General features: G+C 72.8%; 24 protein-coding genes. 18 read left to right on the plus strand and 6 right to left on the minus strand.

Features of this window, described 5'->3' with window-relative positions:
- The first annotated feature begins 26 nt into the window (after positions 1–26).
- From B7C62_28645 to B7C62_28655, 3 genes are read left to right on the plus strand one after another with little or no spacing between them, the layout of a single operon-like run.
- Positions 27–623, plus strand: a complete 597-nt coding sequence (locus B7C62_28645; protein ARF75787.1) for a phosphodiesterase — start codon at positions 27–29, stop codon at positions 621–623.
- Positions 623–1,810 carry an alkaline phosphatase family protein gene (locus B7C62_28650; protein ARF75788.1) on the plus strand — a complete coding sequence of 396 codons (1,188 nt, stop codon included), beginning with the start codon at positions 623–625 and terminating at the stop codon, positions 1,808–1,810. Before B7C62_28645 ends, B7C62_28650 begins: the two co-directional genes overlap by 1 nt.
- Positions 1,811–1,866: 56 nt before the next feature.
- Complete coding sequence (locus B7C62_28655) at positions 1,867–2,520, plus strand: thymidine kinase (GenBank protein ARF75789.1); 654 nt, start codon at positions 1,867–1,869, stop codon at positions 2,518–2,520.
- A gap of 5 nt (positions 2,521–2,525) precedes the next feature.
- Here B7C62_28655 and B7C62_28660 read toward each other — a convergent pair whose 3' ends face one another.
- On the minus strand, positions 2,526–3,302 hold the full coding sequence (locus B7C62_28660) for a glyoxalase/bleomycin resistance/extradiol dioxygenase family protein (GenBank protein ID ARF75790.1): 777 nt from the start codon (positions 3,300–3,302) through the stop codon (positions 2,526–2,528).
- 236 nt (positions 3,303–3,538) lie between these two features.
- Here B7C62_28660 and B7C62_28665 point away from each other — a divergent pair, with 236 nt between their 5' ends.
- Complete coding sequence (locus B7C62_28665; GenBank protein ID ARF75791.1) at positions 3,539–4,369, plus strand: sulfurtransferase; 831 nt, start codon at positions 3,539–3,541, stop codon at positions 4,367–4,369.
- 75 nt (positions 4,370–4,444) lie between these two features.
- On the opposite strand, the gene B7C62_28670 is transcribed toward B7C62_28665, so the two are convergent.
- On the minus strand, positions 4,445–5,512 hold the full coding sequence (locus B7C62_28670) for a DNA-binding protein (GenBank protein ARF77413.1): 1,068 nt from the start codon (positions 5,510–5,512) through the stop codon (positions 4,445–4,447).
- Between the two features lie 495 nt (positions 5,513–6,007).
- Here B7C62_28670 and B7C62_28675 point away from each other — a divergent pair, with 495 nt between their 5' ends.
- Entirely contained in the window at positions 6,008–7,255 is a 1,248-nt protein-coding gene (locus B7C62_28675; GenBank protein ARF75792.1) for a hypothetical protein, read from the plus strand.
- A gap of 132 nt (positions 7,256–7,387) precedes the next feature.
- On the opposite strand, the gene B7C62_28680 is transcribed toward B7C62_28675, so the two are convergent.
- Together B7C62_28680 and B7C62_28685 are read right to left on the minus strand one after the other, a co-directional pair.
- Positions 7,388–8,710 (minus strand): FAD-linked oxidoreductase, encoded by a 1,323-nt coding sequence (locus B7C62_28680; GenBank protein ID ARF75793.1) that lies wholly within the window; start codon positions 8,708–8,710, stop codon positions 7,388–7,390.
- Positions 8,667–9,914, minus strand: a complete 1,248-nt coding sequence (locus B7C62_28685; protein ID ARF75794.1) for an MFS transporter — start codon at positions 9,912–9,914, stop codon at positions 8,667–8,669. The genes B7C62_28680 and B7C62_28685 overlap by 44 nt, the downstream gene beginning before the upstream one ends.
- 240 nt (positions 9,915–10,154) lie before the next feature.
- On the opposite strand from B7C62_28685, the gene B7C62_28690 reads away from it, so the two are divergent.
- Both B7C62_28690 and B7C62_28695 read left to right on the plus strand, forming a co-directional pair.
- A complete protein-coding gene (locus B7C62_28690) occupies positions 10,155–11,282 on the plus strand; it encodes a ferrochelatase (GenBank protein ARF75795.1) in 1,128 nt (375 codons plus the stop codon).
- A 60-nt stretch (positions 11,283–11,342) separates the two neighbouring features.
- On the plus strand, positions 11,343–12,143 hold the full coding sequence (locus B7C62_28695) for an inositol monophosphatase (protein ID ARF75796.1): 801 nt from the start codon (positions 11,343–11,345) through the stop codon (positions 12,141–12,143).
- A gap of 94 nt (positions 12,144–12,237) precedes the next feature.
- Here B7C62_28695 and B7C62_28700 read toward each other — a convergent pair whose 3' ends face one another.
- Positions 12,238–12,426, minus strand: a complete 189-nt coding sequence (locus B7C62_28700) for a hypothetical protein (GenBank protein ARF75797.1) — start codon at positions 12,424–12,426, stop codon at positions 12,238–12,240.
- A 337-nt stretch (positions 12,427–12,763) separates the two neighbouring features.
- Between B7C62_28700 and B7C62_28705 the strand changes: the two genes are divergently transcribed.
- The 4 genes from B7C62_28705 to B7C62_28720 all read left to right on the plus strand — a co-directional run bounded on the left by B7C62_28705 (position 12,764) and on the right by B7C62_28720 (position 16,325).
- The gene (locus B7C62_28705; protein ID ARF75798.1) at positions 12,764–13,417 is read left to right on the plus strand and encodes a DNA-binding response regulator; all 654 of its coding nucleotides are present in this window, start codon (positions 12,764–12,766) and stop codon (positions 13,415–13,417) included.
- Positions 13,418–13,422: 5 nt separating this feature from the next.
- Positions 13,423–14,655, plus strand: a complete 1,233-nt coding sequence (locus B7C62_28710) for a two-component sensor histidine kinase (GenBank protein ARF75799.1) — start codon at positions 13,423–13,425, stop codon at positions 14,653–14,655.
- Positions 14,656–15,058: 403 nt separating this feature from the next.
- Positions 15,059–15,355, plus strand: a complete 297-nt coding sequence (locus tag B7C62_28715; GenBank protein ID ARF75800.1) for a dUTPase — start codon at positions 15,059–15,061, stop codon at positions 15,353–15,355.
- Between the two features lie 13 nt (positions 15,356–15,368).
- Positions 15,369–16,325: a hypothetical protein gene (locus B7C62_28720; GenBank protein ARF75801.1), complete on the plus strand. Its 957-nt coding sequence runs from the start codon at positions 15,369–15,371 to the stop codon at positions 16,323–16,325.
- 35 nt (positions 16,326–16,360) lie between these two features.
- Here the strand turns inward: B7C62_28720 and B7C62_28725 are convergent, their stop codons facing one another.
- Positions 16,361–16,819 (minus strand): hypothetical protein, encoded by a 459-nt coding sequence (locus B7C62_28725; protein ID ARF75802.1) that lies wholly within the window; start codon positions 16,817–16,819, stop codon positions 16,361–16,363.
- A 58-nt stretch (positions 16,820–16,877) separates the two neighbouring features.
- Between B7C62_28725 and B7C62_28730 the strand changes: the two genes are divergently transcribed.
- The 7 genes from B7C62_28730 to B7C62_28760 all read left to right on the plus strand — a co-directional run bounded on the left by B7C62_28730 (position 16,878) and on the right by B7C62_28760 (position 23,880).
- Entirely contained in the window at positions 16,878–17,462 is a 585-nt protein-coding gene (locus B7C62_28730; GenBank protein ID ARF75803.1) for a thioesterase, read from the plus strand.
- A complete protein-coding gene (locus B7C62_28735; protein ID ARF75804.1) occupies positions 17,462–17,989 on the plus strand; it encodes a deoxyuridine 5'-triphosphate nucleotidohydrolase in 528 nt (175 codons plus the stop codon). The genes B7C62_28730 and B7C62_28735 overlap by 1 nt, the downstream gene beginning before the upstream one ends.
- A gap of 1 nt (position 17,990) precedes the next feature.
- A complete protein-coding gene (locus B7C62_28740; GenBank protein ARF75805.1) occupies positions 17,991–18,758 on the plus strand; it encodes a hypothetical protein in 768 nt (255 codons plus the stop codon).
- A gap of 204 nt (positions 18,759–18,962) precedes the next feature.
- The gene (locus tag B7C62_28745) at positions 18,963–19,697 is read left to right on the plus strand and encodes an ABC transporter (protein ID ARF75806.1); all 735 of its coding nucleotides are present in this window, start codon (positions 18,963–18,965) and stop codon (positions 19,695–19,697) included.
- 169 nt (positions 19,698–19,866) lie between these two features.
- Positions 19,867–22,512, plus strand: coding sequence for a histidine kinase (locus tag B7C62_28750; GenBank protein ARF75807.1), 2,646 nt, complete (start codon positions 19,867–19,869; stop codon positions 22,510–22,512).
- Between the two features lie 184 nt (positions 22,513–22,696).
- On the plus strand, positions 22,697–23,389 hold the full coding sequence (locus B7C62_28755; GenBank protein ARF75808.1) for a DNA-binding response regulator: 693 nt from the start codon (positions 22,697–22,699) through the stop codon (positions 23,387–23,389).
- A gap of 140 nt (positions 23,390–23,529) precedes the next feature.
- Positions 23,530–23,880, plus strand: coding sequence for a DNA-binding protein (locus B7C62_28760; GenBank protein ID ARF75809.1), 351 nt, complete (start codon positions 23,530–23,532; stop codon positions 23,878–23,880).
- The last annotated feature ends 3 nt before the right edge of the window (positions 23,881–23,883 follow it).

Consider the following 23,883-nt stretch of genomic DNA (forward strand, 5'->3'; position numbering starts at 1 on the left):
CACCGGCCCCCCGTAGGATGGTGCACATGGCAAAGACCGGTACGACGACCCAGGGGCTGCGCGCGGCGATCGAGCGCAGCGGCTACTACCCGGCCCTCGTGGCCGAGGCGGTCGAGGCCGCCGTCGGCGGGGAGCCGGTCGCCTCGTACCTGGTCCATCAGGAGACCACCTTCGACTCCAACGAGGTCCGCCGCCACGCCACGGTCCTCGTCCTGACCGAGAACCGGTTCATCGTCAGCCACACCGACGAGCAGGCCGCCGACACCAGCTCCCCGACGCCGTACGCCACCACCTCCACCGAGTCGGTGAAGCTGGAGCGGATCTCCTCCGTCGTGGTCAGCCGGGTGGTCGCCGACCCGGAGAAGTACGTCCCGGGCACCCTGCCCCGCGAGGTCGTCCTCACCATCGGCTGGGGCGCGGTCTCCCGGATCGACCTGGAGCCCGCCGCCTGCGGCGACAGCAACTGCGAGGCCGACCACGGCTACACGGGCAGCTCCACCGCCGACGACCTGAGCCTGCGCGTCAGCGAGGCCGGTGACGGCCCGGACGCCGTGCGCCAGACCCTCGCCTTCGCCCAGTCCCTCTCCGAGGCCACGGCCGCCACCGCCGCGACCGGCCGGTGATGGCCCAGCCCGCCTGGCAGGACCCGGTCCCGCTCGCGCTCGGCACCGCGCCCGTCCCCGCGTACGGCAGCGGCTCGCTGGCCGACCTGCTGCCGACGCTCGCCGCCGGGCAGGGGGTGGAAGGGCTCACCGCCGCCATCCCCGAGCTGACGCCCGCCGACCGCAACTGCGTCTTCCTGATCGACGGCCTCGGCTGGGAGCAGATCAAGGCCCACCCCGACGAGGCCCCCTTCCTGCACTCGCTGCTCCCCACCTCGCGCGGCGGCACCGGCCGCCCCATCACCGCCGGCTTCCCCTCCACCACCGCGACCTCGCTCGCCTCGGTCGGTACGGGACTCCCGCCCGGCGCCCACGGCCTGCCCGGCTACACCGTGCGCGACCCGGAGACCGGCGCGCTGATGAACCAGCTCCGCTGGCGGCCGTGGACCGAGCCGAAGGTCTGGCAGCCCTACCCCACGGTCTTCCAGCTGGCCGACGCGGCGGGCGTGCGCACCGCCCAGGTCTCCTCCCCGGACTTCGAGCACACCCCGCTCACGAAGATCGCGCTCAGCGGCGGCTCCTTCCTCGGCCGGCTCTCCGGCGAAGAGCGGATGGACGTCTCGGCCCAGCGCCTCGCCGCGGGCGACCGCTCGCTCGTCTACACGTACTACAGCGAGGTCGACGGCAAGGGCCACCGCTTCGGCGTCGACTCCGACGCCTGGCGCGGCCAGTTGATGTACGTCGACGGGCTCGCCCAGCGCCTCGCCGAGCAGCTCCCGCCGCGCTCCGCGCTCTACATCACCGCCGACCACGGCATGATCGACATCCCGTTCGACGAGCAGTCCCGGATCGACTTCGACGAGGACTGGGAGCTGCGCGCGGGCGTCGCCCTGCTCGGCGGCGAGGGCCGCGCCCGCCATGTCTACGCGGTGCCCGGCGCCCAGGGGGACGTCCTGGCCGTCTGGCGCGAGGTGCTCGGCGAGCAGTTCTGGGTGGCGAGCCGGGACGAGGCCGTCGCGGCGGGCTGGTTCGGGCCCGTCATTGACGAGCGCGTGTACGGCCGGATCGGCGATGTGGTCGCCGCCGCCCACGACGACGTCGTCATCACCGCCTCGGTCAACGAGCCGAACGAGTCGGCCATGGTCGGCATGCACGGCTCCCTGACCCCCGTCGAACAGCTCGTCCCGCTGCTCGAAGTACGCTCGTAACCGCGTTTCTCCCCCCACTGTTCCGATCCGCTGTTCTGAAAGGTGCTCGACCCCTCATGCCCGAGCTGGTGTTCTTCTCCGGAACCATGGACTGCGGAAAGAGCACGCTGGCCCTGCAGATCGGTCACAACCGCTCCGCGCGCGGCCTCCAGGGTGTGATCTTCACCCGCGACGACCGGGCGGGGCAGGGCAAGCTCTCCTCCCGGCTCGGCCTGGTGACGGACGCCGTCGAGGCCGACGAGGGCATGGACGTGTACGCGCACATCGTCGACCGGGTCAGCCGCGGCGGCCGGGTCGACTATGTGATCGTGGACGAGGCGCAGTTCCTCGCCCCGGTCCAGATCGACCAGTTGGCCCGGGTCGTCGACGATCTGGGCCTGGATGTCTTCGCGTTCGGCATCACCACGGACTTCCGCACCAAGCTCTTCCCCGGCTCCCAGCGGCTGATCGAGCTGGCCGACCGGATAGAGGCCCTCCAGGTCGAGGCGCTCTGCTGGTGCGGCGCCCGCGCCACGCACAACGCCCGTACGGTGGACGGCGAAATGGTCGTCGAGGGCGCCCAGGTGGTCGTCGGAGACGTCAACCGGCAGGCGGGCGAGGTCGGGTACGAGGTGCTGTGCCGACGCCACCACCGCCGCAGGCTCACCGCCGAGACCGCCCGCGCCGGAGCCCTCTCCCCGGACGTGCTCCCGGTGGCCGCCGAGGGCTGAGGCCCTCAGCCCTCGGACGTCCGTACGATCGTGAAGGCTGCGCCCTCCGGATCGGCCACCGCCGCCAGCCTGCCGCTCGCCCCCTCGCGCGGCGGCTGGAGGATGTGCCCGCCCAGCTCCACCACCCGGGCGGCGGACTCGTCGACGTCGGCGACCTCGAAGTACGTCATCCAGTGCGGGCCCCGGTCGCGCGGCAGCGCCTGGCCCACCCCGTGCAGTGCGGCCACCGGGCTGCCGCCCAGGTGCAGGGTCTGGTAGTCGAAGTCGGCGGAGACCACCGCCTCGGTCTCGTAGCCGAAGACCGTCTGGTAGAACTTCGCGACCATCGAGGTCTCCCGGGTCACCAGCTCGTTCCAGACGGGGGTGCCGGGGATGCCCGCCGTCATGGTCCCGATGTGCTCCGAACCCTGCCAGGCGCCGAAGACCGCCCCGCCCGGGTCCGAGGCGATGACGAGCCGCCCCGCCTCGCCCGCGTCCAGCGGGCCGACCGCGACCGTGCCGCCGCAGGAGCGGATCACCTCGGCCGTCAGGTCCGCGTCGTCCGTCGCCAGATAGGTGGTCCAGGCGATCGGGAGGTGCCGGTCGGGCGGCAGCTGGCCGATGCCCGCGACCTCCTTCCCGTCGAGCAGCCCGCGGACATAGGGGCCCAGCTGGTCGGGCCCCGGCCGGAACTCCCAGCCGAACAGGGCTCCGTAGAACTCCTGGGTCGCGGTCAGGCCGTGCACGATCAGACTCACCCAGCAAGGGGTTCCGGGCGTGCGCCGGGCAGCAGCCTCGGTCATCGTCTTGTCTCTCCTCGGACCGTTGTGTGGCCGTACGGGGGAACGGGGGCGGATACGCCGTCCCGGGTCGGGACGGGGTCCGTACACCCCGTGCAGATGCTCGCACCACCCGGCGCCGGAGCGGCTCCGGCCGCGCCGCGTCCTCCGGTATCCCGCCGGGGCGAGACCGCTTCGGCGGGGTGTACCCGTCCGGTCGCCGGTACGGGTGCCCTGCCCGCTGCGCGAGGATGGCACCCATGAAGCCCATCATTACCGCATCCGAATACGCGAGCGAGTCGGCGGGACCGCGGCCCCCGGTGCTCCTGGACGTCCGCTGGCAGTTGGGCGGTCCGCACGGCCGCCCCGCCTACGAGGCCGGCCATCTGCCCGGTGCCGTCTTCGTCGACCTCGACACGGAACTGGCCGGACCGGCGGGCAGCGGCGGCCGTCATCCCCTCCCGGACCCGGAGGACTTCGGTGCCGTGATGCGCCGCGCCGGGGTCGGGCAGTCCACCCCGGTCGTGGTCTACGACGGCGGCCAGGGCTGGGCCGCCGCCCGCGCCTGGTGGCTGCTGCGCTGGACGGGGCACCCGGACGTACGGGTCCTGGACGGCGGCCTGGCCGCGTGGACCGGCGGCCTCACCACCGAGATCCCGGACCCGGACGAGGGCGATTTCCGGCCGGAACCCGGAGCCCTGCCCACCCTGGACGCGGACGGGGCCGCCGCCCTCGCCCGTTCGGGTCTGCTCCTGGACGCACGGGCGGCCGAGCGCTACCGGGGCGATGTCGAGCCGATCGACCGCGTCGGCGGCCACATCCCCGGTGCCGTCTCCGCGCCGACCACGTCGAACGTCGCCGAGGACGGGCGCTACCTTCCGGCCGAACGCCTCGCCGAGCAGTTCGCCGCACTGGGCGCGGGGAAGACCGGCGAGTCCGTCGGCGTCTACTGCGGCTCGGGGGTCTCCGGCGCCCATGAGGTGCTGGCCCTGGAGATCGCCGGAATCCGCGCCGCGCTCTACCCGGGCTCCTGGTCCGAGTGGTCCGCCGACCCGGCCCGCCCGGTCGCCACGGGCCCGGACCCGCGGTAAGGGGCGAGGGGAGGACGGAGAGGGGCCCGTACGCGATCGCGTACGGGCCCCTCTCCTGCCGACCGTCACCTCAGGTCAGTCCTGCTTCTTGCGGCGGGTGCCGAAGACGATCTCGTCCCAGCTCGGCACGGCGGCCCGGCGCCCTGGCCGGACCCCGTCCGCCTCGGCCTGACGGTCCGTCGTCCCGGTCAGCCGGTCGCGGTGACCGGCCACCGCCCTCGGCATCAGCACATCCGCGTACGCCGAACCGGCACCGGCGGAGGCCGCGGCGGCGGGTTCCTCGTCCGCCTCGCTCTCCTCGGCGGCCGGTTCGAGCGCGGGCGGCTCGGGCTGGACGGGCCGCTCCGGCACGACCATGTCGCCGCGGAAGCTCGGCACCGCCTCCAGCAGGCTGGTCAGCGAGTCCCGCTCACCGGCCGAGGCGCTGCTCACGTACTCCTCCGGCTCGGGAGCCGGTACGGGCCGCTCCGCATGGCGCTCGATCTGCCGGTCGAGCGCACGGTCCAGCGGCCGGTCGCGCGGCAGCCGGGCGATCCGGGGCACGAACGGGAAGCTCGGCTCGGGCGCCGCGTCGTCGGTCTCCCCGATCAGCGAACGCGCCTCGTCGTCGACGGCCTGGACCAGCCTGCGCGGCGGATCGTAGGTCCAGCTCGCCGAGTGCGGTTCGCCCGCGACCCGGTAGACCAGCAGGACTTCCCAGGTGCCGTCGTCACGGCGCCAGGAGTCCCACTGGACGGTCTCCTTGTCGGCGCCGCGCAGCAGGAGCCTCTCCTTCACCGCCTCGCCGAGCTGGGGGCCGGTGTTCTCGCCGGGACGGCGCACGGGGGTCTTCCGGGCCCGCTCGGCCATGAAGGCGCGCTCCGCGAGCACGGGGCCCTCGAAGCGGCGCACACGGTCGACCGGGATACCGGCGAACTGAGCGACCTCCTCCGCGGAGGCACCGGCCCTTATACGGGCCTGGATGTCGCGGGGGCGGAGGTGGCTCTCCACCTCGATCTCGATCTGGCCGAGCCGGGCGCGGTCGTTGCGCACGGCGGCGCGCAGCCGCTCATCGATCGGAAGCGTGTATTCCGTGCTGTCCGCAGCCTTGAGCACCAGTCGTGTGCCGTCGTTGGAGACGGCCACGACACGCAGTTCGGGCATGGGGACCTCCCGGGTGGTGCCTGCCGACGTCACGTGCGTCGCTGCTTCCGCTAGTCGAGTGTGACCTGCCCGGGTGCAGCCTGCCACAACCTTGCCAAGTTGCCCGGCGTGTCGGGCGCTCGCCCTGGAACGCCGCCATGGCACGGTTGTCTCTTGCGTCCCAAAGTGACCGATTTGGTCGCTCTGTGCAGCAAACACCCGTGCCCTGCCTCGGCGCCGCCGGTTCGAGTGCCGCTGCCGGCCCCCTCCCGTAGCTGCGGATCTCCCTAGTGGGAGTCCGCCCCAGGGCTCGTACGGTACTCCATTCGGGCCACTTGGGTGGACCGGCACGCCGCCGAACTTCTCGGGAGGCATGGGAGTTGGCTTACCCGGTTCTCCGCGAAATGCCCCTGATGCGTGTTGTGCTTCACACAATCGCCGGAAACGGAACTATCCACTTCGCTCATTTGTCCCTTCCTGTTGCATGGTGGGAGAGATGTCAAGCAGGGGCTGGTAATGGTTCAGAAGCCGGAAAGTGACACAGAACCCAAGGAAAGGCGCATAGATCTGAGTCTGCCGCAGGTCGCCGGGAGTGCCGTGGCGGCCGTCGCGGCAGCCGTGGCGGCCTCGCAGCTGGGCGTGTACGGCACCATCGCCGGGGCCGGCGTGATGAGCGTCGTCGCCACCTGCGGGGGCTCCGTCTTCCAGCACTTCTTCCGCCGTACCGGTGAGCAGATCCGTGAGGTGACGGTCCAGGTGACCCACCCGGAGGGCCGCCAGGTGACGGTGCACACCAAGGAGACGACGCCCTCGGGGCGCAGAGCCGCCGAGCGGCGGACGGACCCGGAGCCCGTACCGGCCCCGGCGGACGACGCCACCACGGTGCTGCCCACGGTCGGCCCGGGCACGGTCCCGGAGGTGGTCCCGGAGACGGGTCCGGACGCGGAGGGCACGCGGCTGCCGAAGCCCGCCGCCGATACGGACCGGACCCAGCTGCTGGACCTCGGCGACGCCCGGACCCGGATGCTGCGGGCGCAGCCGGAGGCGGCGGGTGCCGGACCGGACCCGGACCGTACGCGGCTGCTGCGGCAGATCGGGGACCGTACGCAGGCGCTGCCGCCGGTCGGGGACCGTACGCAGGTCCTGCCGCAGGCCGTACCGGGCCCGGCCGGAACCGGTGCCGTCCCCACTGGCGACGCGTTCACCGACGGCACCACCCACGGCACCCGGCTGCGCGGCTGGAAGCGGCCCGCGCTCGCGGCGGCGGCCGTCTTCGCCGTGTCCATGGCCGGGATCACCGCCTTCGAGGCGCTCTCCGACACCAAGCTCGGCGGCGGTGAGGGCACCACCCTCAGCTCCGTCGTCCGCGGTGGCGGCGACCGCGACTCCGGACCGGCGGGTCCCACGCCCTCCGGCGAGACCGGCCAGGACGGGGGAGAGGACCGGCGGCCGACCCTCGGCGACGGCGACGGCGACGGCACCGGCACCGGTTCCGCCCCGGCCACCGACCCCGGCAACGGCACCGGCCCGAGCCCGGACCCCGGTACGGGCACGGGCGGCGAGGTCCCGGACACCGGCTCCACGCCCACGCCGACCCCCTCCGGCTCCGGTGGCGGCCCGACCACGCCCGCCCCGACGCCGACCCCCTCCGCCTCCGGCGACGCCGGAACCGGCGCACCCGACCCGACGACCGGCACGGGCACCGGCGGTGCCCCCGGCCAGGGCGAGCAGGCCCCGCCCGCCAACGGCACCGGAGCCGAGTGACCGGCGTACCGGACAGCACATCGGCCCCCTCGCGACCGGATCGATTCGGTCGCGAGGGGGCCGACGGCGTAACGGGCCCGGCCGCCCCGGCCGCGTACCGTGGCTCAGCCGCCCCGGCGGCGTACCGGGGGCTCAGTCGCCGAGGACGCGGCGCAGGTAGTCGTTGCCGAACATCCGGTCCGGGTCGAGCCGGTCGCGTACGGCGGTGAACTCGCCGAAGCGCGGGTAGACCTCCGCCAGATACGCGGCGTCCCGGGTGTGGATCTTGCCCCAGTGCGGGCGGCCCGCGTACGCGGTCATGATCCGCTCGACCGCCGTGAAGTACGAGCGGTGGGGCGTGCCCTTGTAGAGGTGGACGGCGATGTACGCGCTGTCGCGGCCCGACGCCGTCGAGAGGGCCATGTCGTCGGCGGGCGCGGTCCGCACCTCGACCGGGAAGCTGATCTTCAGCGGTGAGCGCTCGACCATCGCCTTCAGCTCCCGCAGCGCCGCCACGGCCCGCTCGCGCGGAACGGCGTACTCCATCTCCACGAACCTCACCCGGCGCGGGCTGGTGAACACCTTGTACGGGATGTCGGTGTAGGTCCGGGCCGACAGCGCGCGGCTGGAGAGCCTGGCGATCGAGGGGATGACCGGCGGGATCGCCCTGCCGACGGAACAGGCCACCTGGAAGATGCCGTTGGAGAGCAGCTCGTCGTCGATCCAGCCGCTCACCCTGCCGGGCGGGGCGGCGGGGCCCGCGCTGCGGTTGTTGCGCTTGGTGTTGCAGTTGCCGGTGTGCGGGAACCAGTAGAACTCGAAGTGCTCGTTCTCGGCCACCAGCTGGTCGAAGTCGGCCGTGACCCGGTCGAAGGTCATCGGCTCCTCGCGGGCGGTCAGCAGGAAGACCGGCTCCACGGCGAGGGTGACGGCGGTGATCACCCCGAGGGCGCCCAGCCCGACCCGTGCGGCGGCGAACACCTCCGGGTTCTCCCGCTCCGAGCAGACCAGCACCGTGCCGTCGGCGGTGACCAGCTCCAGGGCGCGGATCTGGGCGGATATCGACGCCGAGTCACGGCCGGTGCCGTGTGTTCCGGTGGAGGTCGCCCCGGCGATCGTCTGCTCCATGATGTCGCCCATGTTCGTGAGCGAGAGCCCCTCACGGGCGAGCGCGGTGTTGAGGCGCTTGAGCGGAGTGCCCGCCTCCACGGTGACGGTCATCGCCTTTCGGTCGATGTCCCGGATGCCGGTGAGCAGATCCGGGCGTATCAGCACCCCGTCGGTGGCGGCGGTGGCCGTGAAGGAGTGGCCGGTGCCGACCGGCTTCACCGTGAGGCCGTCCGCGTGCGCCCGGCGCACCACGTCCACCAGCTCGTCCACGGATGCGGGGGACTCGGTCCTGGCGGGCCGGGCGGTGACGGTCCCCGCCCAGTTACGCCACGCGCTCGTCGTCGTCCGTGCGTAGGTGTCGGTCATCTTCCCCGCGCCCTCCGGTAGGAGCCGGCTTCGCCAGCCGGCGGTACCCCAGGAACGCCACCGCCGCCGCGAGCGCCCCCGCCGCGACGGGCACCGCGTACCCCGCCTTCGCCCCGGCGGCGTCGACCACCCAGCCTGCGGCCGAGGAGCCGAGCGCCACTCCGACCGCGAGCCCGGTACTGGTCCAGGTCATGCCCTCGGTCAGCTTGGTGCGCGGTACGTGCGCTTCGACGAGGGCCATGGTGGTCACCATCGTCGGTGCGATGGCGAGGCCCGCGACAAAGAGCGCCACGGCCAGCAACGCGAGGTTCCCGGCCAGTTGGAGGGGGATCATACTCACGGCCATCGCGCAGACACCCACCAGCCACCTGGTCGCGGGCTTCCCCTTCAGGTGGAGCAGCCCGAAGACGGCCCCTGCCAGACAGGAACCGAGCGCGTAGACGGCGAGCACGAGCGAGGCCGCCGCCTTGTGGCCGCTCTCGTCGGCGAACGCCACGGTCACCACGTCCACGCCCCCGAAGATCGCGCCCGTCGCCACGAAGGTCGCCACCAGGACCTGGAGCCCCGGCGAGCGCAGCGCCGAGCCGCCGGTGTGCTGCGACTTGGGGTGCGGGACGGGCTCGGTGGCGCGCTGGGCGGTCAGCCAGAAGACCCCGATCAGCAGGAAGACGGCGGCGATCAGCGGACCGGCCTCCGGGAACCAGGCGGTGGAGAGCCCGATCGAGATGATCGGGCCGAAGATGAAGCACACCTCGTCGACGATCGACTCCCAGGAGTACGCCGTGTGCAGCTCGCGGTCGGCCCCCCGGTAGATCGCCGCCCAGCGGGCCCGGACCATCGACCCCACGCTCGGCACACAGCCCGCGCCCGCCGCGAAGACGAACAGCGTCCAGTCCGGCGCCCCCTGCTGGGCGCAGATCAGCAGCCCCGCCACGGCCGCCACCGCGACCAGCGTGGTGGGGCGCAGCACCCGCCGCTGCCCGTACCGGTCGACCAGGCGCGAGACCTGCGGACCGAAGACCGCGGCCGCCATGGCCAGCGTCGCGGTGAGCGCCCCGGCCAGCCCGTAGCGGCCGGTGAGCTGGGAGATCATGGTCACGACGCCGATGCCCATCATGGACAGCGGCATCCGTCCGAAGAACCCGGCGGCGGAGAACCCCTTGGAACCGGGGGCGGCGAAGATCGTGCGGTAGGGGCTGGGCAAGAGGTGCTCCGGTCGTGCCTGTCATGCGTGTAGCTGGCTGATACAGCTTACGGCCGTGCGGATGTGCCGGACACCGATTTCGGGGCGCGCGGGAGGCGTGCGCAACGGCGCGTGAACGCGGGGCCCCGGTTGCTTCCGACTTCCTGCCTACGGCGGGTGAACTCCTGGTTCCGGCACTTGCCGACGGGGCGTCGGATGTCGGTTGCCGCCCTGTCAGTGGCGGGTGGCAGGATCGGTGTCATGTCCGATCTGCGCGATCCCGCTCCCTACGACGCCCTGCTGCTGCTCTCCTTCGGCGGTCCCGAGGGCCCGGACGACGTGGTTCCGTTCCTCGCGAACGTGACCCGTGGCCGGGGCATCCCGGAGGAACGGCTCAAGGAGGTCGGGCAGCACTACTTCCTCTTCGGCGGGGTCAGCCCGATCAACGCCCAGAACCGCGCGCTGCTGGAGGCCCTGCGCAAGGACTTCGCCGGCCACGGCCTGGACCTGCCGGTCTACTGGGGCAACCGCAACTGGGCGCCGTACCTCACCGACACCCTGCGCGAGATGACCGCCGACGGGCACCGCCGCATCGCCGTCCTCGCCACCAGCGCGTACGCCTCGTACTCGGGCTGCCGCCAGTACCGCGAGAACCTCGCGGAGGCCCTGGCCGCCCTGGAGGCGGAGGGACTGGACGTGCCGCGCGTGGACAAGCTCCGCCACTACTTCAACCACCCCGGTTTCGTACGGCCCATGACCGACGGCGTGCTCGCCTCGCTGGCCGACCTCCCCGAGGACGTCCGCGCGGGCGCCCACTTCGCCTTCACCACGCACTCCATCCCGACCTCCGCCGCCGACGCCTCCGGCCCCATGGAGGACCACGGCGACGGCGGCGCGTACGTCGCGGAGCACCTGGACGTGGCCCGGCTGATCGTGGAGGCGGTGCGGGAGGAGACCGGCATCGAGCACCCCTGGCAGCTCGTCTACCAGTCCCGCAGCGGCGCCCCGCACATCCCGTGGCTGGAGCCCGACATCTGCGACCACCTGGAGACGCTGCACGGCGAGGGCGTCCCCGCCGTCGTGATGGCGCCCATCGGCTTCGTCTCGGACCACATGGAGGTCCTGTACGACCTCGACACCGAGGCCACCGCGAAGGCCGCCGAACTGGGCCTGCCGGTCCGCCGGTCCGCGACCGTGGGCGACGACCCGCGCTTCGCCGCCGCCGTACGGGACCTGCTCCTGGAGCGCGCCGAGCGTGAGCGGGGGCGTGATGTGAAGCCCTGTGCGCTGGGCTCCCTCGGCCCCTCCCACGACCTCTGCCCGGTCGGCTGCTGCCCGGCCAGGGCCCCCAAACCGGCCGCGGCGGGTGCCGACAGCCCGTATGCGTAAAGCCTCTGTCCGTCCCCGATCCGAAGCCCCTGTCCGTCCCGTCGAGCCCCTGGGAGCACCGTGACCGACCCCGCCCTGACCGAACTGCTCGACCTCGCCCTGGAGGCCGCGCGCCGTGCCGGAGCCCTGCTGCGCGACGGCCGCCCCGCCGACCTGGGGGTGGCCGCGACCAAGTCCAGCCCCATCGACGTGGTCACCGAGATGGACATCGCCGCCGAGAAGCTGATCACCGGCTACCTCACTGACTTCCGCCCCGACGACGGCTTCCTCGGCGAGGAGGGCGCCAGCTCCCCGGGGACCACCGGCATCCGCTGGGTCATCGACCCGCTCGACGGCACCGTGAACTATCTCTACGGGCTGCCGACCTGGGCCGTCTCCATCGCCGCCGAGCGCGACGGCGAGCGGGTCGTGGGCGTCGTCGAGGCCCCGATGCGCGGCGAGACGTACCGGGCGGTCCTGGGCGGCGGTGCGTACGCGAACGGCAACGCCCTGCGCTGCCGCCCCGCCCCGCCGCTCGACCAGGCCCTCGTCTCGACCGGCTTCAACTACGTCGGCCACGTCCGCGCCCACCAGGCGGAGGTCGCCCAGCAGCTGATCCCGCGCCTGCGCGACATCCGGCGCAGCGGGTCGGCGGCCGTCGACCTCTGCGATGTGGCGGCCGGGCGGCTGGACGGCTTCTACGAGCGCGGGCTGCACCCCTGGGACCTGGCGGCGGGCGACCTCATCGCCCGGGAGGCGGGCGCGCTGACCGGCGGCCGTCCCGGGCTGCCCGCCGACGGCGACCTCACGGTGGCGGCCACCCCCGGGGTCTTCGAGCCGCTCCAGGCGGCCCTGGAGGAGCTGGGCGCCTGGCACGACTGAGCGGCCGAAGCCCTGGTGGGAGCTGTGCGGGCCGCACGGCACAGCAGAGGGCCCCGGGAGCCGTGGCGGCTCCCGGGGCCCTCTGTCGTACGGCTCAGACGCTCGTGGCGCCGATTTCCACGCCGTGCTCGGCCGCGAGGCGGTGCAGGTCGTCCAGCTCGCCCTGCTCGACGTCCGCCAGGAAGTCGTCGCCGTCCTCGCGAGCCCGCGTGAGGTCGGACTCGGTCGTCTTGATGCGTTGCAGCAGACCTGCGGTGAAAGCGTCCATGATGCGCCCCCTCATCGTGGGTCGGTGGCACGGGGGTGTGCCCGGGATTCCTCCGGCAGGGGAGCCGGAGGGGCGGGTGATCTCGCCGCTTCTCCGGGGAAAACGGAGAGGGGCCGTGGCGTGCCACGGGCCGGACGTGATCGCGGGTGTGAACCCCTCATCCCCAGGCGCAACCTCACGGAAACCTCAACTGGCCGGTAAATCCGCCGGATTCCCCGGGTCCGGGGCGTCCCAGCGCCGTCTTACCGCCGGTTTATACGCGTTGCGGGCAGGATGGAAGCACACAGTCGGCCTCCCCTGGGGGCCGTTCGCTGTGTGAACCCGTAGAAGGACCTGAGGGAAGGACTGCGCTGTGCGCGTACTCGTCGTCGAGGACGAGCAGCTGCTCGCCGATGCGGTGGCCACCGGACTGCGCCGGGAGGCCATGGCCGTCGACGTTGTCTACGACGGTGCCGCGGCCCTGGAGCGCGTCGGGGTCAACGACTACGACGTCGTCGTGCTGGACCGGGACCTTCCTCTGGTGCACGGTGACGACGTCTGCCGCCGGATCGTCGAGCTCGGCATGCCCACCCGGGTGCTCATGCTCACCGCCTCCGGTGACGTCAGCGACCGGGTCGAGGGGCTGGAGCTGGGCGCCGACGACTATCTGCCCAAGCCCTTCGCCTTCAGCGAGCTGACCGCCCGGGTCCGCGCCCTGGGCCGCCGTACGACGGTCGCCCTGCCGCCCGTCCTGGAGCGCGCCGGGATCAAGCTCGACCCCAACCGCCGCGAGGTCTTCCGGGACGACGCGGAGATCCAGCTCGCCCCGAAGGAGTTCGCGGTGCTGGAGGTCCTCATGCGCAGCGAGGGCGCCGTCGTCTCGGCGGAACAGCTCCTGGAGAAGGCATGGGACGAGAACACCGACCCCTTCACCAACGTGGTGCGGGTCACGGTCATGACGCTCCGCCGCAAGCTCGGCGAACCGCCCGTCATCGTCACCGTCCCGGGCTCCGGATACCGGATCTGAGCACCATGGCCACCACCCCGCCCCCTCCGACGGCCCCCCCGAAGCCCACCTGGGAGCCCAAGCCCCAGGAGCCTCCGTACCCCTGGCTGCGCCCGACCATCCGGATACGGCTCACGCTGCTGTACGGCGGGATGTTCCTGATCGCGGGCATCCTGCTGCTCTCGATCATCTACATGCTGGCGGCGCAGGCGCTGCACGTCGGCAGCGAGCTGCCGTTCGAGATCGTCAGCGGCAAGGTCACCAGCGAGATCTGCGACCTGCCGACGAACGCCAGCCCGAACGACTTCAACGCGGCGATGAACGCCTGTGTCAACAACCAGCGCAAGGCCGCGCTGGACACCCTGCTCAACCGCTCGCTCCTGGCCCTCGTCGGCCTCAGCGTCATCGCGTTCGCCTTCGGCTACGCCATGGCCGGGCGCGTCCTGTCCCCGCTGGGCCGGATCACCCGGACCGCGCGCAGGGTGGCCGGTACGGACCTCAGCCGGCGGATCGAGCTGGACGGCCCGGACGACGAGCTCAAGGAGCTCGCGGACACCTTCGACGACATGCTGGACCGGCTGGAGCGGGCCTTCACCGCGCAGCAGCGGTTCGTCGGCAACGCCTCGCACGAGCTGCGCACCCCGCTGGCGATCAACCGCACGCTGCTGGAGGTCCATCTCTCCGACCCGCAGGCCCCGCCCGAGCTCCAGCAGCTCGGGAAGACGCTCCTGGCCACCAACGAACGCAGTGAGCAGCTCGTCGAGGGCCTGCTGCTGCTGGCCCGCAGCGACAACCAGATCATCGAGCGCAAACCGGTCGACCTCGCCGAGGTCGCGGACCGCGCCATCGACCAGGCCCGGGCCGAGGCGGTGGAGCGGAACGTCGAGATCCGCGGCGAGCGGGCCGGTGCCGTCGTCCAGGGCAACGGGGTCCTGCTGGAGCGGATCGCGCTCAACCTCGTACAGAACGCCGTGCGCTACAACGTGGCCGAGGACGGCTGGGTGGAGGTCACCACCTCCCTCCAGCCCGGCCAGGCCCTGCTGGTCGTCTCGAACACCGGGCCCGTGGTACCCGCGTACGAGATCGACAACCTCTTCGAGCCCTTCCGGCGGCTGCGTACGGAGCGCACGGGCAGCGACAAGGGGGTCGGACTCGGCCTGTCGATCGCCCGGTCCGTCGCGCGGGCCCACGGAGGCCGTATCATCGCGGAGCCCCGCGAGGGCGGTGGTCTCGTGATGCGCGTCACCCTGCCGGTCTGAGAGGCTGCGCGGTGTGACTCCGCACCGAATCTTCATGTTCGCTTTGAGCGGAATTTTCAGGACCCGTTCCCCGGCGGGTCCTGTGTGATCGATCACAGAAGCCGTTTGGGGGCCATCTACGCTCCGTGATGACGCCTCGGTCGGAAAGCCGGTAATCGTCCGGGTTTTCGGAGGGGGTTATCACGGGAAGTACACGGGGTGGCGCCTGTGAACTGCGCAGTCGGGACCGTGTACGGTCCCCATCGCCACCCAAGCCGAGCCTCGCCGAGGCGGCCGGTTGGGTGTCGATTGAGTAACAGACCTTGATGTGAGGCAAAATCTCCGCCTCAGGTCGGGCACAAGTCCGGCCTCTCACGCGTTACGAGCGCTGAGACACCTAGACACCCAAGAGGGGGAGAGCGACATGGCGACGGATTACGACACCCCACGCAAGACCGACGACGACGTGGACCAGGACAGCCTCGAGGAGCTCAAGGCGCGTCGGAGCGACAAGACGGCCTCCGCCGTCGACGTCGACGAGTTCGACGCGGCCGAAGGACTCGAGCTGCCCGGCGCGGACCTCTCCAACGAGGAGCTGGCCGTCCGGGTCCTGCCCAAGCAGGCCGACGAGTTCACCTGCATGAGCTGCTTCCTGGTGCACCACCGCAGCCAGCTGGCCCGCGAGAAGAACGGTCAGCCCATCTGCCGCGACTGCGACTGAGATCGGGTCGGCCGTGGCAGGCGACACACCGTTCCGGAAGCGGCGCCCCTGGCGCCGGCACGGACCGGAGGCGAATCAGGGCGGCACAGGCCCGGCAGCAGGCGTCAGCCCGTCTGCCGAGCGGTCCGCCGCCCTGCCCGACCCCTCCGGTGTTTCCGGTACGTCCGACGACGGGCGGGGCCGTTCGGCCTCGCTCGAAGTGGCGGGGGCGGCAGATCTGCCGGACCGGAGCGGAGAGCAGGACCAGGCGGCGCCCACGACCGGGGCAGGCCGCCTGCACGCAGTGAAACGGGGGGTGCGCAAGGGCGGGGAGAGCGCCCGTGCCCTGGTCGGCCAGCTGGCCGACCGGATCATCGAAACGGCTCCCCGCGTCCCGGTGCGCGATCTCGCCACCCTGCGCGAGCAGTTCCCCGGGCTGGGGCCCGAGGAGCTCGCCGACAAGCTCGTACTGGGCGCGAGCCGCGCCAGTGCCACCGTCGGCGCGGGCATCGGCGCCGCCGCCATGCTGCCCGTACCGCCCGCCATGCTCGCCGAGCTGGCGGCCGAGGTCACCGGCGTCGCCGCGATCGAGATGAAGCTCGTCGCCGAGCTCCACGAGGTCTACGGCCGCCGCCCGCCGGGCAATCTCGCCCAGCGCTCCACCGCGTATCTGACGTCGTGGACGGAGGAGCGCGGCATCGACGTCACCCGGCCCACCACGCTCAACGCGGCCCTGGGCGGCCAGATGAAGCGTGAGCTGCGCCAGCAGATCACCAAGCGCATGGCCCGCAATCTGCCCAACCTGATCCCGTTCATGATCGGCGCCGCCGTCGGCGCCACGATGAACCGCCGCGACACCCGCAAGCTCGCCGACCAGGTCAGGGCCGACCTGCGCAAGCAGCAGATCCCCTGGGACCGGCTCACCGGACTGCCCCCGCTGGAGCGCCCCGCCGTGCCGGTCGTGCTCCCCAAGGAGATCGAGGGCGCCTGACCCGCGCCCCGGTCCGCTCCGGGCGCCCGGGCCGCTCAGGCCGCCGGTACGGAGCTCAGCGCCGCCGCCAGGCCCTTCGGGTCCCGGGTGGAGAGGAAGACGTACGGAGTCGGGTCCTGCGGGTCCGTGACCTCCACCCGCACCGCCGTCCCCACATAGCTGCGCAGCAGCATGAACGCGCGCGCGTTCGCCTTGTGCGTGCGCCAGGCCCGCGCCTCCTCGGCGTCCAGCACCTCGGGCTCCCCGAGCGCGGAGAGCGGAATGCGGGCGTCCCCGGCCACCAGCGCCCCGGCGACCACCCGGATACGGGCGGAGCCGTAACTGCTCACCGCCGCCGCGGCCGCCGCCGTACCGCCGACCAGCCCGGCCAGCATCGGCAGGGTGCCGAGCGGCAGGAGCATCAGCGCACAGGCGACACCGATCCCGAAGGCGATGAACCACCAGGAGCGGGGTGCGGTGAGACGTTCGTCGAAGGGCGGTGCGGAAGGCTGCATGACAGCAAGCTTGGCACGGCGCGACCGGCGGACTGCCGCGCGGGTAAGGTCTGCGCCTGTGAGTGGAACATCAGCGGCTCTGAGACCCCCGGCCGACGCCGTCGCGCCGGTCCGGCACCCCGACGCCCCCGCCCCCGGGGAGCTCCTCGGCGCGCACTACGAGTACTGCTTCGGCTGCGGCGAGGGACAGCCGCACGGCCTGCACCTCCAGGCGCGGGCCGGTGAGGGCGTGAGCGTGACCGCCGAGTTCACCGTCAAGCCCGCCCACCAGGGCGCCCCCGGCCTCGCCCACGGCGGCGTCCTCGCCACCGCGCTGGACGAGACCCTCGGCTCGCTGAACTGGCTGCTGCGCACCATCGCGGTGACCGGACGGCTGGAGACCGACTTCGTGCGCCCCGTCCCGGTGGACACCGTGCTGCACCTGGACGCCCGCATCACCGCCGTGCACGGCCGGAAGATCTACTCCACGGCCACCGGCCGCATCGGCGGCCCCGAGGGTCCCGTCGCCGTCCGCGCCGACGCCCTGTTCATCGAGGTCAAGGTGGACCACTTCATCGAGAACGGGCGGCCCGCCGAGATCCAGGCGGCGATGGCCGACCCGGACCAGGTCAAGCGTGCCCGAGCCTTCGAGGTGAACCCCTGATGCGCAGCCCCGTCGACGTACTGATCCGCCTGCTCGACCCGGACGTGCCGATTCCGGCGTACGGACACCCGGGGGACGCCGGGGCCGACCTGGTCACCACCGAGGCCGCCGAACTCGCCCCCGGCGAGCGCGTGGTGCTGCCCACCGGGGTCTCGATCGCCCTGCCCGACGGGTACGCGGCCTTCGTGCACCCGCGCTCCGGCCTCGCGGCCCGCTGCGGAGTGGCCCTCGTGAATGCCCCAGGGACGGTGGATGCCGGGTACCGTGGGGAGATCAAGGTGATCGTGGTCAACCTCGATCCGCGCGAGAGCGTGCGGTTCGAGCGGTTCGACCGGATTGCCCAACTGGTTGTCCAGCAGGTCGAGAAGGTGCGCTTCCACGAGGTGGCGGAACTTCCCGGCTCGGCGCGGGCCGGAGGGGGCTTCGGGTCCACCGGTGGCCATGCGTCGGTGGACGTCGCCGAGGGCGGGATCACCCACGGTGGGAACAGCTACGCTTCGGTCGTATCCGACCGGGAAGGACAGTGACGTGTTCGGACGTCGCAAGAAGAGTGGTTCCGCCGAGGACGCGGCGGACGAGGTGCGCGAGACCGAGCAGGTCGCCGACGAGAGCGCCGACGGGGCCGTGACCGGCGCCCGGCGGACGAATCTTCCGCCTGCCCCCCGGCCCGACGGACCCTGGGACAGCACCGAGGTCTCCCAGCCCGGCGAGGGCCGGGTCGACCTGGGCGGCATCTTCGTCCCCGGTGTCGAGGGCATGGAGCTGCGGGTGGAGGTGGCCGGGGACGCGATCGTCGCCGCCACCGTCGTGCTGCGCGACAGCGCCATCCAGCTCCAGGCGTTCGCCGCCCCCAAGCGCGAGGGCATCTGGGGCGAGGTCCGCGAGGAGATCGCCTCCGGCATCACCCAGCAGGGCGGCATCATCGACGAGGTCGAGGGCCCGCTGGGCTGGGAGCTGCGCGCGCAGGTCCCCGTACAGCTCCCGGACGGCACCAACGGGGTCCAGCTGGTGCGCTTCGTCGGTGTCGACGGCCCCCGCTGGTTCCTGCGCGGTGTCATCTCCGGCCAGGGCGCCGTCCAGCCGGAGGCCGCGGGCCTGCTGGAGACGGTCTTCCGGGACACCGTGGTGGTCCGCGGGGACGGCCCGATGGCTCCCCGCGACCCGATCGTCCTGAAGCTCCCGAACGACGCCCAGATGGTGCCCGAGGGCGTCCAGCAGGAGGAGCAGGAGGGCTCGAAGTTCTCCGGCGGCATGGGCCAGCTCCAGCGCGGACCGGAGATCACCGAGGTCCGCTAGCGGCGGCCGGTGCGTCGGCGGTCCGCCGCTCGCACCGGCAGGCATCAGTACCGGCCGGTGGGCCGCACCCCTCTCCGGGGTGCGGCCCACCGGCCTTTTCCGTGCTTCGGCCCTCCGGAGGGCCTTCGGCCATTGCCCGACCGTGTGCCGCATGCACATACTGGCGGGCGACGACGCAGGCAAACACATGTACGGGGGTACAGCATGACCGAGAGCACCAGCGGGCAGTCCGGCACGGCCCTCGCCGAGGACCCGGCCCGCACGGCCATGGTCCGGGTCGAGGACCTGCACCGCTCGTACGGGAGCGGAGCCGCCGCCGTGCACGCCCTGCGCGGCGTCTCCTTCGAGATACCCCGGGGCGAGCTGGTCGCCCTCAAGGGCCGCTCCGGCTCCGGCAAGACCACCCTGCTCAACCTGGTCGGCGGGCTGGACACCCCGGACGGCGGGCGGATCACCGTCGACGGCACCGAGCTGGCGGGGCTCGGCGAGAAGGGTCTCCTGGAGCTCCGCCGGGACCGGGTCGGCTTCATCTTCCAGTCCTTCGGCCTCATCCCGATCCTGACCGCCGCCGAGAACATCGGCGTACCGCTGCGGCTGCGCAAGGCCGACCCGGCCGAGCGCGAGGAGCGGGTCGCGCTGCTGCTCTCCCTCGTCGGCCTCGCCGACCACGCCGAGCAGCGCCCCGGCGAGCTCTCCGGCGGCCAGCAGCAGCGCGTCGCCATCGCCCGCGCCCTCGCCAACCGCCCCGCCCTCCTGATCGCCGACGAGCCCACCGGACAGCTGGACGCCGAGACCGGGCTCGCCGTGATGGAGCTGCTCCGCGCGGTCGTGCGCAGCGAGAACGTCACCGCCCTCGTCGCCACCCACGACCCCCAGCTGCTCGGTCTGGCCGACCGGGTCCTGGAGCTGAGCGACGGCCACATCGTGGAACACGCCTGAGGCCCTCGCCGCGGGCCCCGCCCTGCGTCAGGAAACCGTCAAAGCGGCCCGCTCACGCTCCGTCCGTGCCCTGACCACGGGCGGAGCGGAGTAGCGTCGGCGGTGGCAGCCGCACCGGGCGCCACCGGCCGTCGGTCAGGACGGCCGGACGGTAGAAGACAATGGGGCCATGGGACGCGGCACACTCCGGATCTACCTGGGCGCGGCACCGGGCGTCGGCAAGACGTACGCGATGCTCTCCGAGGCCCACCGCAGGGTCGAGCGGGGCACCGACTGCGTGGTGGCCTTCGTGAACCACCACGGGCGGCCGCGCACCGAGGCGCTGCTGCACGGCCTGGAGCAGGTCCGGCGCAGCGAGATCACGGACGGCCCGGACCGCTCCACCGGGACCGGTTCGCCCCACTCCACCGGCACCGGTTCGGCCGACTCCGCCGGGTCCGGGGCGGCCCCCTCCACCGGGGCCGGCCCGGCGCACTCCGCCCGGTCCGAGATGGACGTCGACGCCGTCCTGGAGCGCGCCCCCGCCGTCGCCCTGGTGGACGAGCTGGCCCACACCAACCTCCCCGGCGCCCGCAACGCCAAGCGCTGGCAGGACGTCGAAGAGCTCCTGCGGGCCGGGATCGACGTCATATCGACGGTCAACATCCAGCACCTGGAGTCGCTGGGCGACGTCGTCGAGTCGATCACCGGCGTACGCCAGCAGGAGACCGTCCCCGACGAGGTGGTGCGCCGGGCCGACCAGATCGAGCTGGTCGACATGTCGCCCCAGGCGCTGCGCCGCCGGCTGGCGCACGGCAACATCTGCCGCCCCGACGAGCTGGACGCCGCCCTGTCGAACTACTTCCGCCCCGGCAACCTCACCGCCCTGCGCGAGCTGGCCCTCCTGTGGACCGCCGACCGGGCCGACGAGTACCTCCAGAAGTACCGGGGCGAACACGGCATCCGCACCACCTGGCAGGCCCGCGAGCGCATCGTCGTCGGCCTGACCGGCGGACCCGAGGGCCGTACGCTCATCCGCCGCGCCTCCCGGATGGCCGCCAAGGGCTCCGGCAGCGAGATCCTCGCCGTCTACATCGCGCGCAGCGACGGGCTGACCGCCGCGTCGCCCAAGGAGCTCGCCGTCCAGCGCACCCTGGTCGAGGACGTCGGCGGAACGTTCCACCACGTCATCGGCGACGACGTGCCCGCCGCCCTCCTGGAGTTCGCGCGCGGGGTCAACGCCACCCAGATCGTGCTGGGCTCCAGCCGCCGCAAGACCTGGCAGTACATCTACGGCCCCGGGGTCGGCGCCACCGTCGCCCGGGAGTCCGGGCCCGACCTGGACGTCCACATCGTCACCCACGGCGAGGTCGCCAAGGGCCGGGGGCTGCCCATCGCCCGCGGCGCCCGGCTCGGACGGGCCCGGATCATCTCGGGCTGGCTCGTCGGTGTCGTCGGCCCGGTCCTGCTCTCCCTGCTGCTGCGGAGCCTGGAGAGCGGCCCCGGCCTCGCCAACGACGTCCTGCTCTTCCTCTTCCTGACGGTCGCCGCGGCCCTGCTCGGCGGACTCCGGCCCGCCCTCGCCTCGGCCGCCGTCGGCTCGATGCTCCTGAACTACTGGTTCACCCCGCCGACCCACACCCTGACCGTCCAGGACCCGGAGAACTTCGTCGCCATCGTGATCTTCTTCGCGGTGGCCGTGGCGGTCTCCTCGGTGGTGGACCTGGCGGCCCGGCGCACCCACCAGGCCGCCCGGCTGCGCGCCGAGTCGGAGATCCTCTCCTTCCTGGCGGGCAGCGTGCTGCGCGGCGAGACCGCCCTGGACGCCCTGCTGGAGCGGGTCCGCGAGACCTTCGCGATGGAGTCCGTCGCCCTGCTGGAGCGCACCAGCGACGTCGACCCGTGGACCTGCGCCGGGTCCGTGGGGCCCGCCCCGGTCGCCCGGCCCGACGACGCGGACGTGGACATGCCGGTCGGCGACAACATGGCCCTCGCGCTCTCCGGCCGGGTGCTGCCCGCCGAGGACCGCCGGGTGCTCGGCGCGTTCGCCGCCCAGGCCGCCGTCGTCCTGGACCGCCAGCGGCTGGTCTGGGAGGCCGAGCAGGCCCGCAGGCTCGCCGAGGGCAACCGGATCAGGACCGCGCTGCTCGCCGCCGTCAGCCATGACCTGCGCACCCCGCTCGCCGGGATCAAGGCCGCCGTCAGCTCGCTCCGCTCCGACGATGTGGCCTGGTCCGAGGAGGACGAGGCGGAGCTCCTCGCGGGCATCGAGGACGGCGCCGACCGGCTCGACCACCTGGTCGGCAACCTGCTGGACATGTCCCGCCTCCAGACCGGCACGGTGACCCCGCTGATCCGGGAGATCGACCTCGACGAGGTGGTGCCGATGGCGCTCGGCGGGGTCCCCGAGGGCAGCGTGGAGCTGGACATCCCCGAGACGCTGCCCATGGTCGCGGTCGACCCGGGGCTGCTGGAGCGGGTCGTCGCCAACGTGGTCGAGAACGCCGTCAAGTACGGCCCCGCCGGGGAGCGCATCGCGGTGGCCGCCAGCGCCCTCGGCGAACGCGTCGAGCTCCGGGTCACCGACCGGGGGCGCGGCGTCCCCGACGAGGCCAAGGAGCGGATCTTCGAGCCCTTCCAGCGGTACGGTGACGCCCCGCGCGGCGCCGGAGTGGGCCTCGGCCTCGCCGTCTCCCGGGGCTTCGCCGAGGCGATGGGCGGCACCCTGGACGCCGAGGACACCCCCGGCGGCGGGCTGACCATGGTCCTGACGCTCACCGCCGCACCCGGGCGCCCCCGGGGCGAGGCGGCCCTCCCCGCCGAGGCCACCTCATGACGGGCCCGCCCCGCGCCCGCGTACGCCCCGCGCCTCTCCCGTACCGCGGGACCTCCCGTACGCCCTCCCCGTACGCTCCCGTCGGCGCCCTGCACGGCCCGTACGCCGCGCACACCTCGAACACCGTCCAGCACATCCCGCAGCACATCCCGCACACCCCGTACAGCAGAAAGGCAGGTCCGCGATGACCCGGGTGCTTGTGGTCGACGACGAGCCGCAGATCGTACGCGCCCTCGTGATCAACCTGAAGGCACGCCAGTACGAGGTCGACGCCGCCCCCGACGGGGCGACCGCCCTCCAGCTCGCCGCCGCCCTCCACCCCGACGTCGTCGTCCTCGACCTCGGGCTGCCCGACATGGACGGGGTCGAGGTGATCAAGGGCCTGCGCGGCTGGACCCGGGTCCCGATCCTCGTCCTCTCCGCGCGCCACACCTCCGACGAGAAGGTGGAGGCCCTGGACGCGGGCGCCGACGACTACGTCACCAAGCCGTTCGGCATGGACGAGCTGCTGGCCCGGCTGCGCGCCTCCGTACGCCGCTCGGAGCCGATCGGGCAGGACGTCACCGAGGACGTGGCGATCGTCGAGACGGCCGGCTTCACCGTCGACCTGGCGGCGAAGAAGGTGCACCGCGCGGGCCGCGACGTACGCCTCACCCCCACGGAGTGGCACCTCCTGGAGGTGCTCGTCCGCAACGGCGGCCGCCTGGTCAGCCAGAAACAGCTCCTCCAGGAGGTCTGGGGCCCCTCCTACGGCACCGAGACCAACTATCTGCGGGTCTACATGGCCCAGCTGCGCCGCAAGCTGGAGGCCGACCCCTCGCACCCCCGCCACTTCGTCACCGAGCCGGGCATGGGGTACCGCTTCGAGCGCGGCTGAGACCGCCGTCTCATCCTTTCGAGTGGTTCGCCCGGCCCTGCGTCCGGGTGACGCGGGACCGGTACCCTTCGGGTATGAGTGCTGTTCCCCGACGTGAGAAGGCCGGCAGGGCGGAGAGGCCGTCCGGCCGCTTCCGCCGTATGCTCGACCGGCTCTCCAGCTCCCAGGAGGACCTGGAGTCCCAGGAGCTGCGGGAGGACACCCAGGCCACCGGCTGCACCCGGATATCCGAGTGCTCCGACCGGCAGATCGTGAAGGTGGCTGGTACGTTGCGGACCGTCACCCTCCGCCCCCGGGCCGGAGTGCCCGCCCTGGAGGCGGAGCTCTTCGACGGCACCGAGCCGCTGGACGTGGTCTGGCTGGGCCGCCGCTCGATCGTCGGCATAGAGCCCGGCCGCCGGATCATCGCCTCGGGCCGGGTCGCCATGAGCCACGGGCGCCGGGTGCTGTTCAACCCCACATACGAACTCCGACCGCTCGGCAAGGAGTAGCCG

The sequence above is a fragment of the Kitasatospora albolonga genome (assembly GCA_002082585.1).
Lineage (GTDB): Bacteria > Actinomycetota > Actinomycetes > Streptomycetales > Streptomycetaceae > Streptomyces > Streptomyces stephensoniae.

Bases quoted from the DNA above. Each gene is read 5' to 3' on its own strand.
- B7C62_28750 (ARF75807.1), top strand. From the start codon at position 19,867: ATGGGACGCGGCACACTCCGGATCTACCTGGGCGCGGCACCGGGCGTC.
- B7C62_28735 (ARF75804.1), top strand. From the start codon at position 17,462: ATGCGCAGCCCCGTCGACGTACTGATCCGCCTGCTCGACCCGGACGTG.
- B7C62_28710 (ARF75799.1), top strand. From the start codon at position 13,423: ATGGCCACCACCCCGCCCCCTCCGACGGCCCCCCCGAAGCCCACCTGG.
- B7C62_28755 (ARF75808.1), top strand. From the start codon at position 22,697: ATGACCCGGGTGCTTGTGGTCGACGACGAGCCGCAGATCGTACGCGCC.
- B7C62_28645 (ARF75787.1), top strand. From the start codon at position 27: ATGGCAAAGACCGGTACGACGACCCAGGGGCTGCGCGCGGCGATCGAG.
- B7C62_28745 (ARF75806.1), top strand. From the start codon at position 18,963: ATGACCGAGAGCACCAGCGGGCAGTCCGGCACGGCCCTCGCCGAGGAC.
- B7C62_28655 (ARF75789.1), top strand. From the start codon at position 1,867: ATGCCCGAGCTGGTGTTCTTCTCCGGAACCATGGACTGCGGAAAGAGC.
- B7C62_28660 (ARF75790.1), bottom strand. From the start codon at position 3,302: ATGACCGAGGCTGCTGCCCGGCGCACGCCCGGAACCCCTTGCTGGGTG.
- B7C62_28650 (ARF75788.1), top strand. From the start codon at position 623: ATGGCCCAGCCCGCCTGGCAGGACCCGGTCCCGCTCGCGCTCGGCACC.
- B7C62_28715 (ARF75800.1), top strand. From the start codon at position 15,059: ATGGCGACGGATTACGACACCCCACGCAAGACCGACGACGACGTGGAC.
- B7C62_28665 (ARF75791.1), top strand. From the start codon at position 3,539: ATGAAGCCCATCATTACCGCATCCGAATACGCGAGCGAGTCGGCGGGA.
- B7C62_28675 (ARF75792.1), top strand. From the start codon at position 6,008: ATGGTTCAGAAGCCGGAAAGTGACACAGAACCCAAGGAAAGGCGCATA.
- B7C62_28680 (ARF75793.1), bottom strand. From the start codon at position 8,710: ATGACCGACACCTACGCACGGACGACGACGAGCGCGTGGCGTAACTGG.
- B7C62_28670 (ARF77413.1), bottom strand. From the start codon at position 5,512: ATGCCCGAACTGCGTGTCGTGGCCGTCTCCAACGACGGCACACGACTG.
- B7C62_28700 (ARF75797.1), bottom strand. From the start codon at position 12,426: ATGAGGGGGCGCATCATGGACGCTTTCACCGCAGGTCTGCTGCAACGC.
- B7C62_28725 (ARF75802.1), bottom strand. From the start codon at position 16,819: ATGCAGCCTTCCGCACCGCCCTTCGACGAACGTCTCACCGCACCCCGC.
- B7C62_28760 (ARF75809.1), top strand. From the start codon at position 23,530: ATGCTCGACCGGCTCTCCAGCTCCCAGGAGGACCTGGAGTCCCAGGAG.
- B7C62_28690 (ARF75795.1), top strand. From the start codon at position 10,155: ATGTCCGATCTGCGCGATCCCGCTCCCTACGACGCCCTGCTGCTGCTC.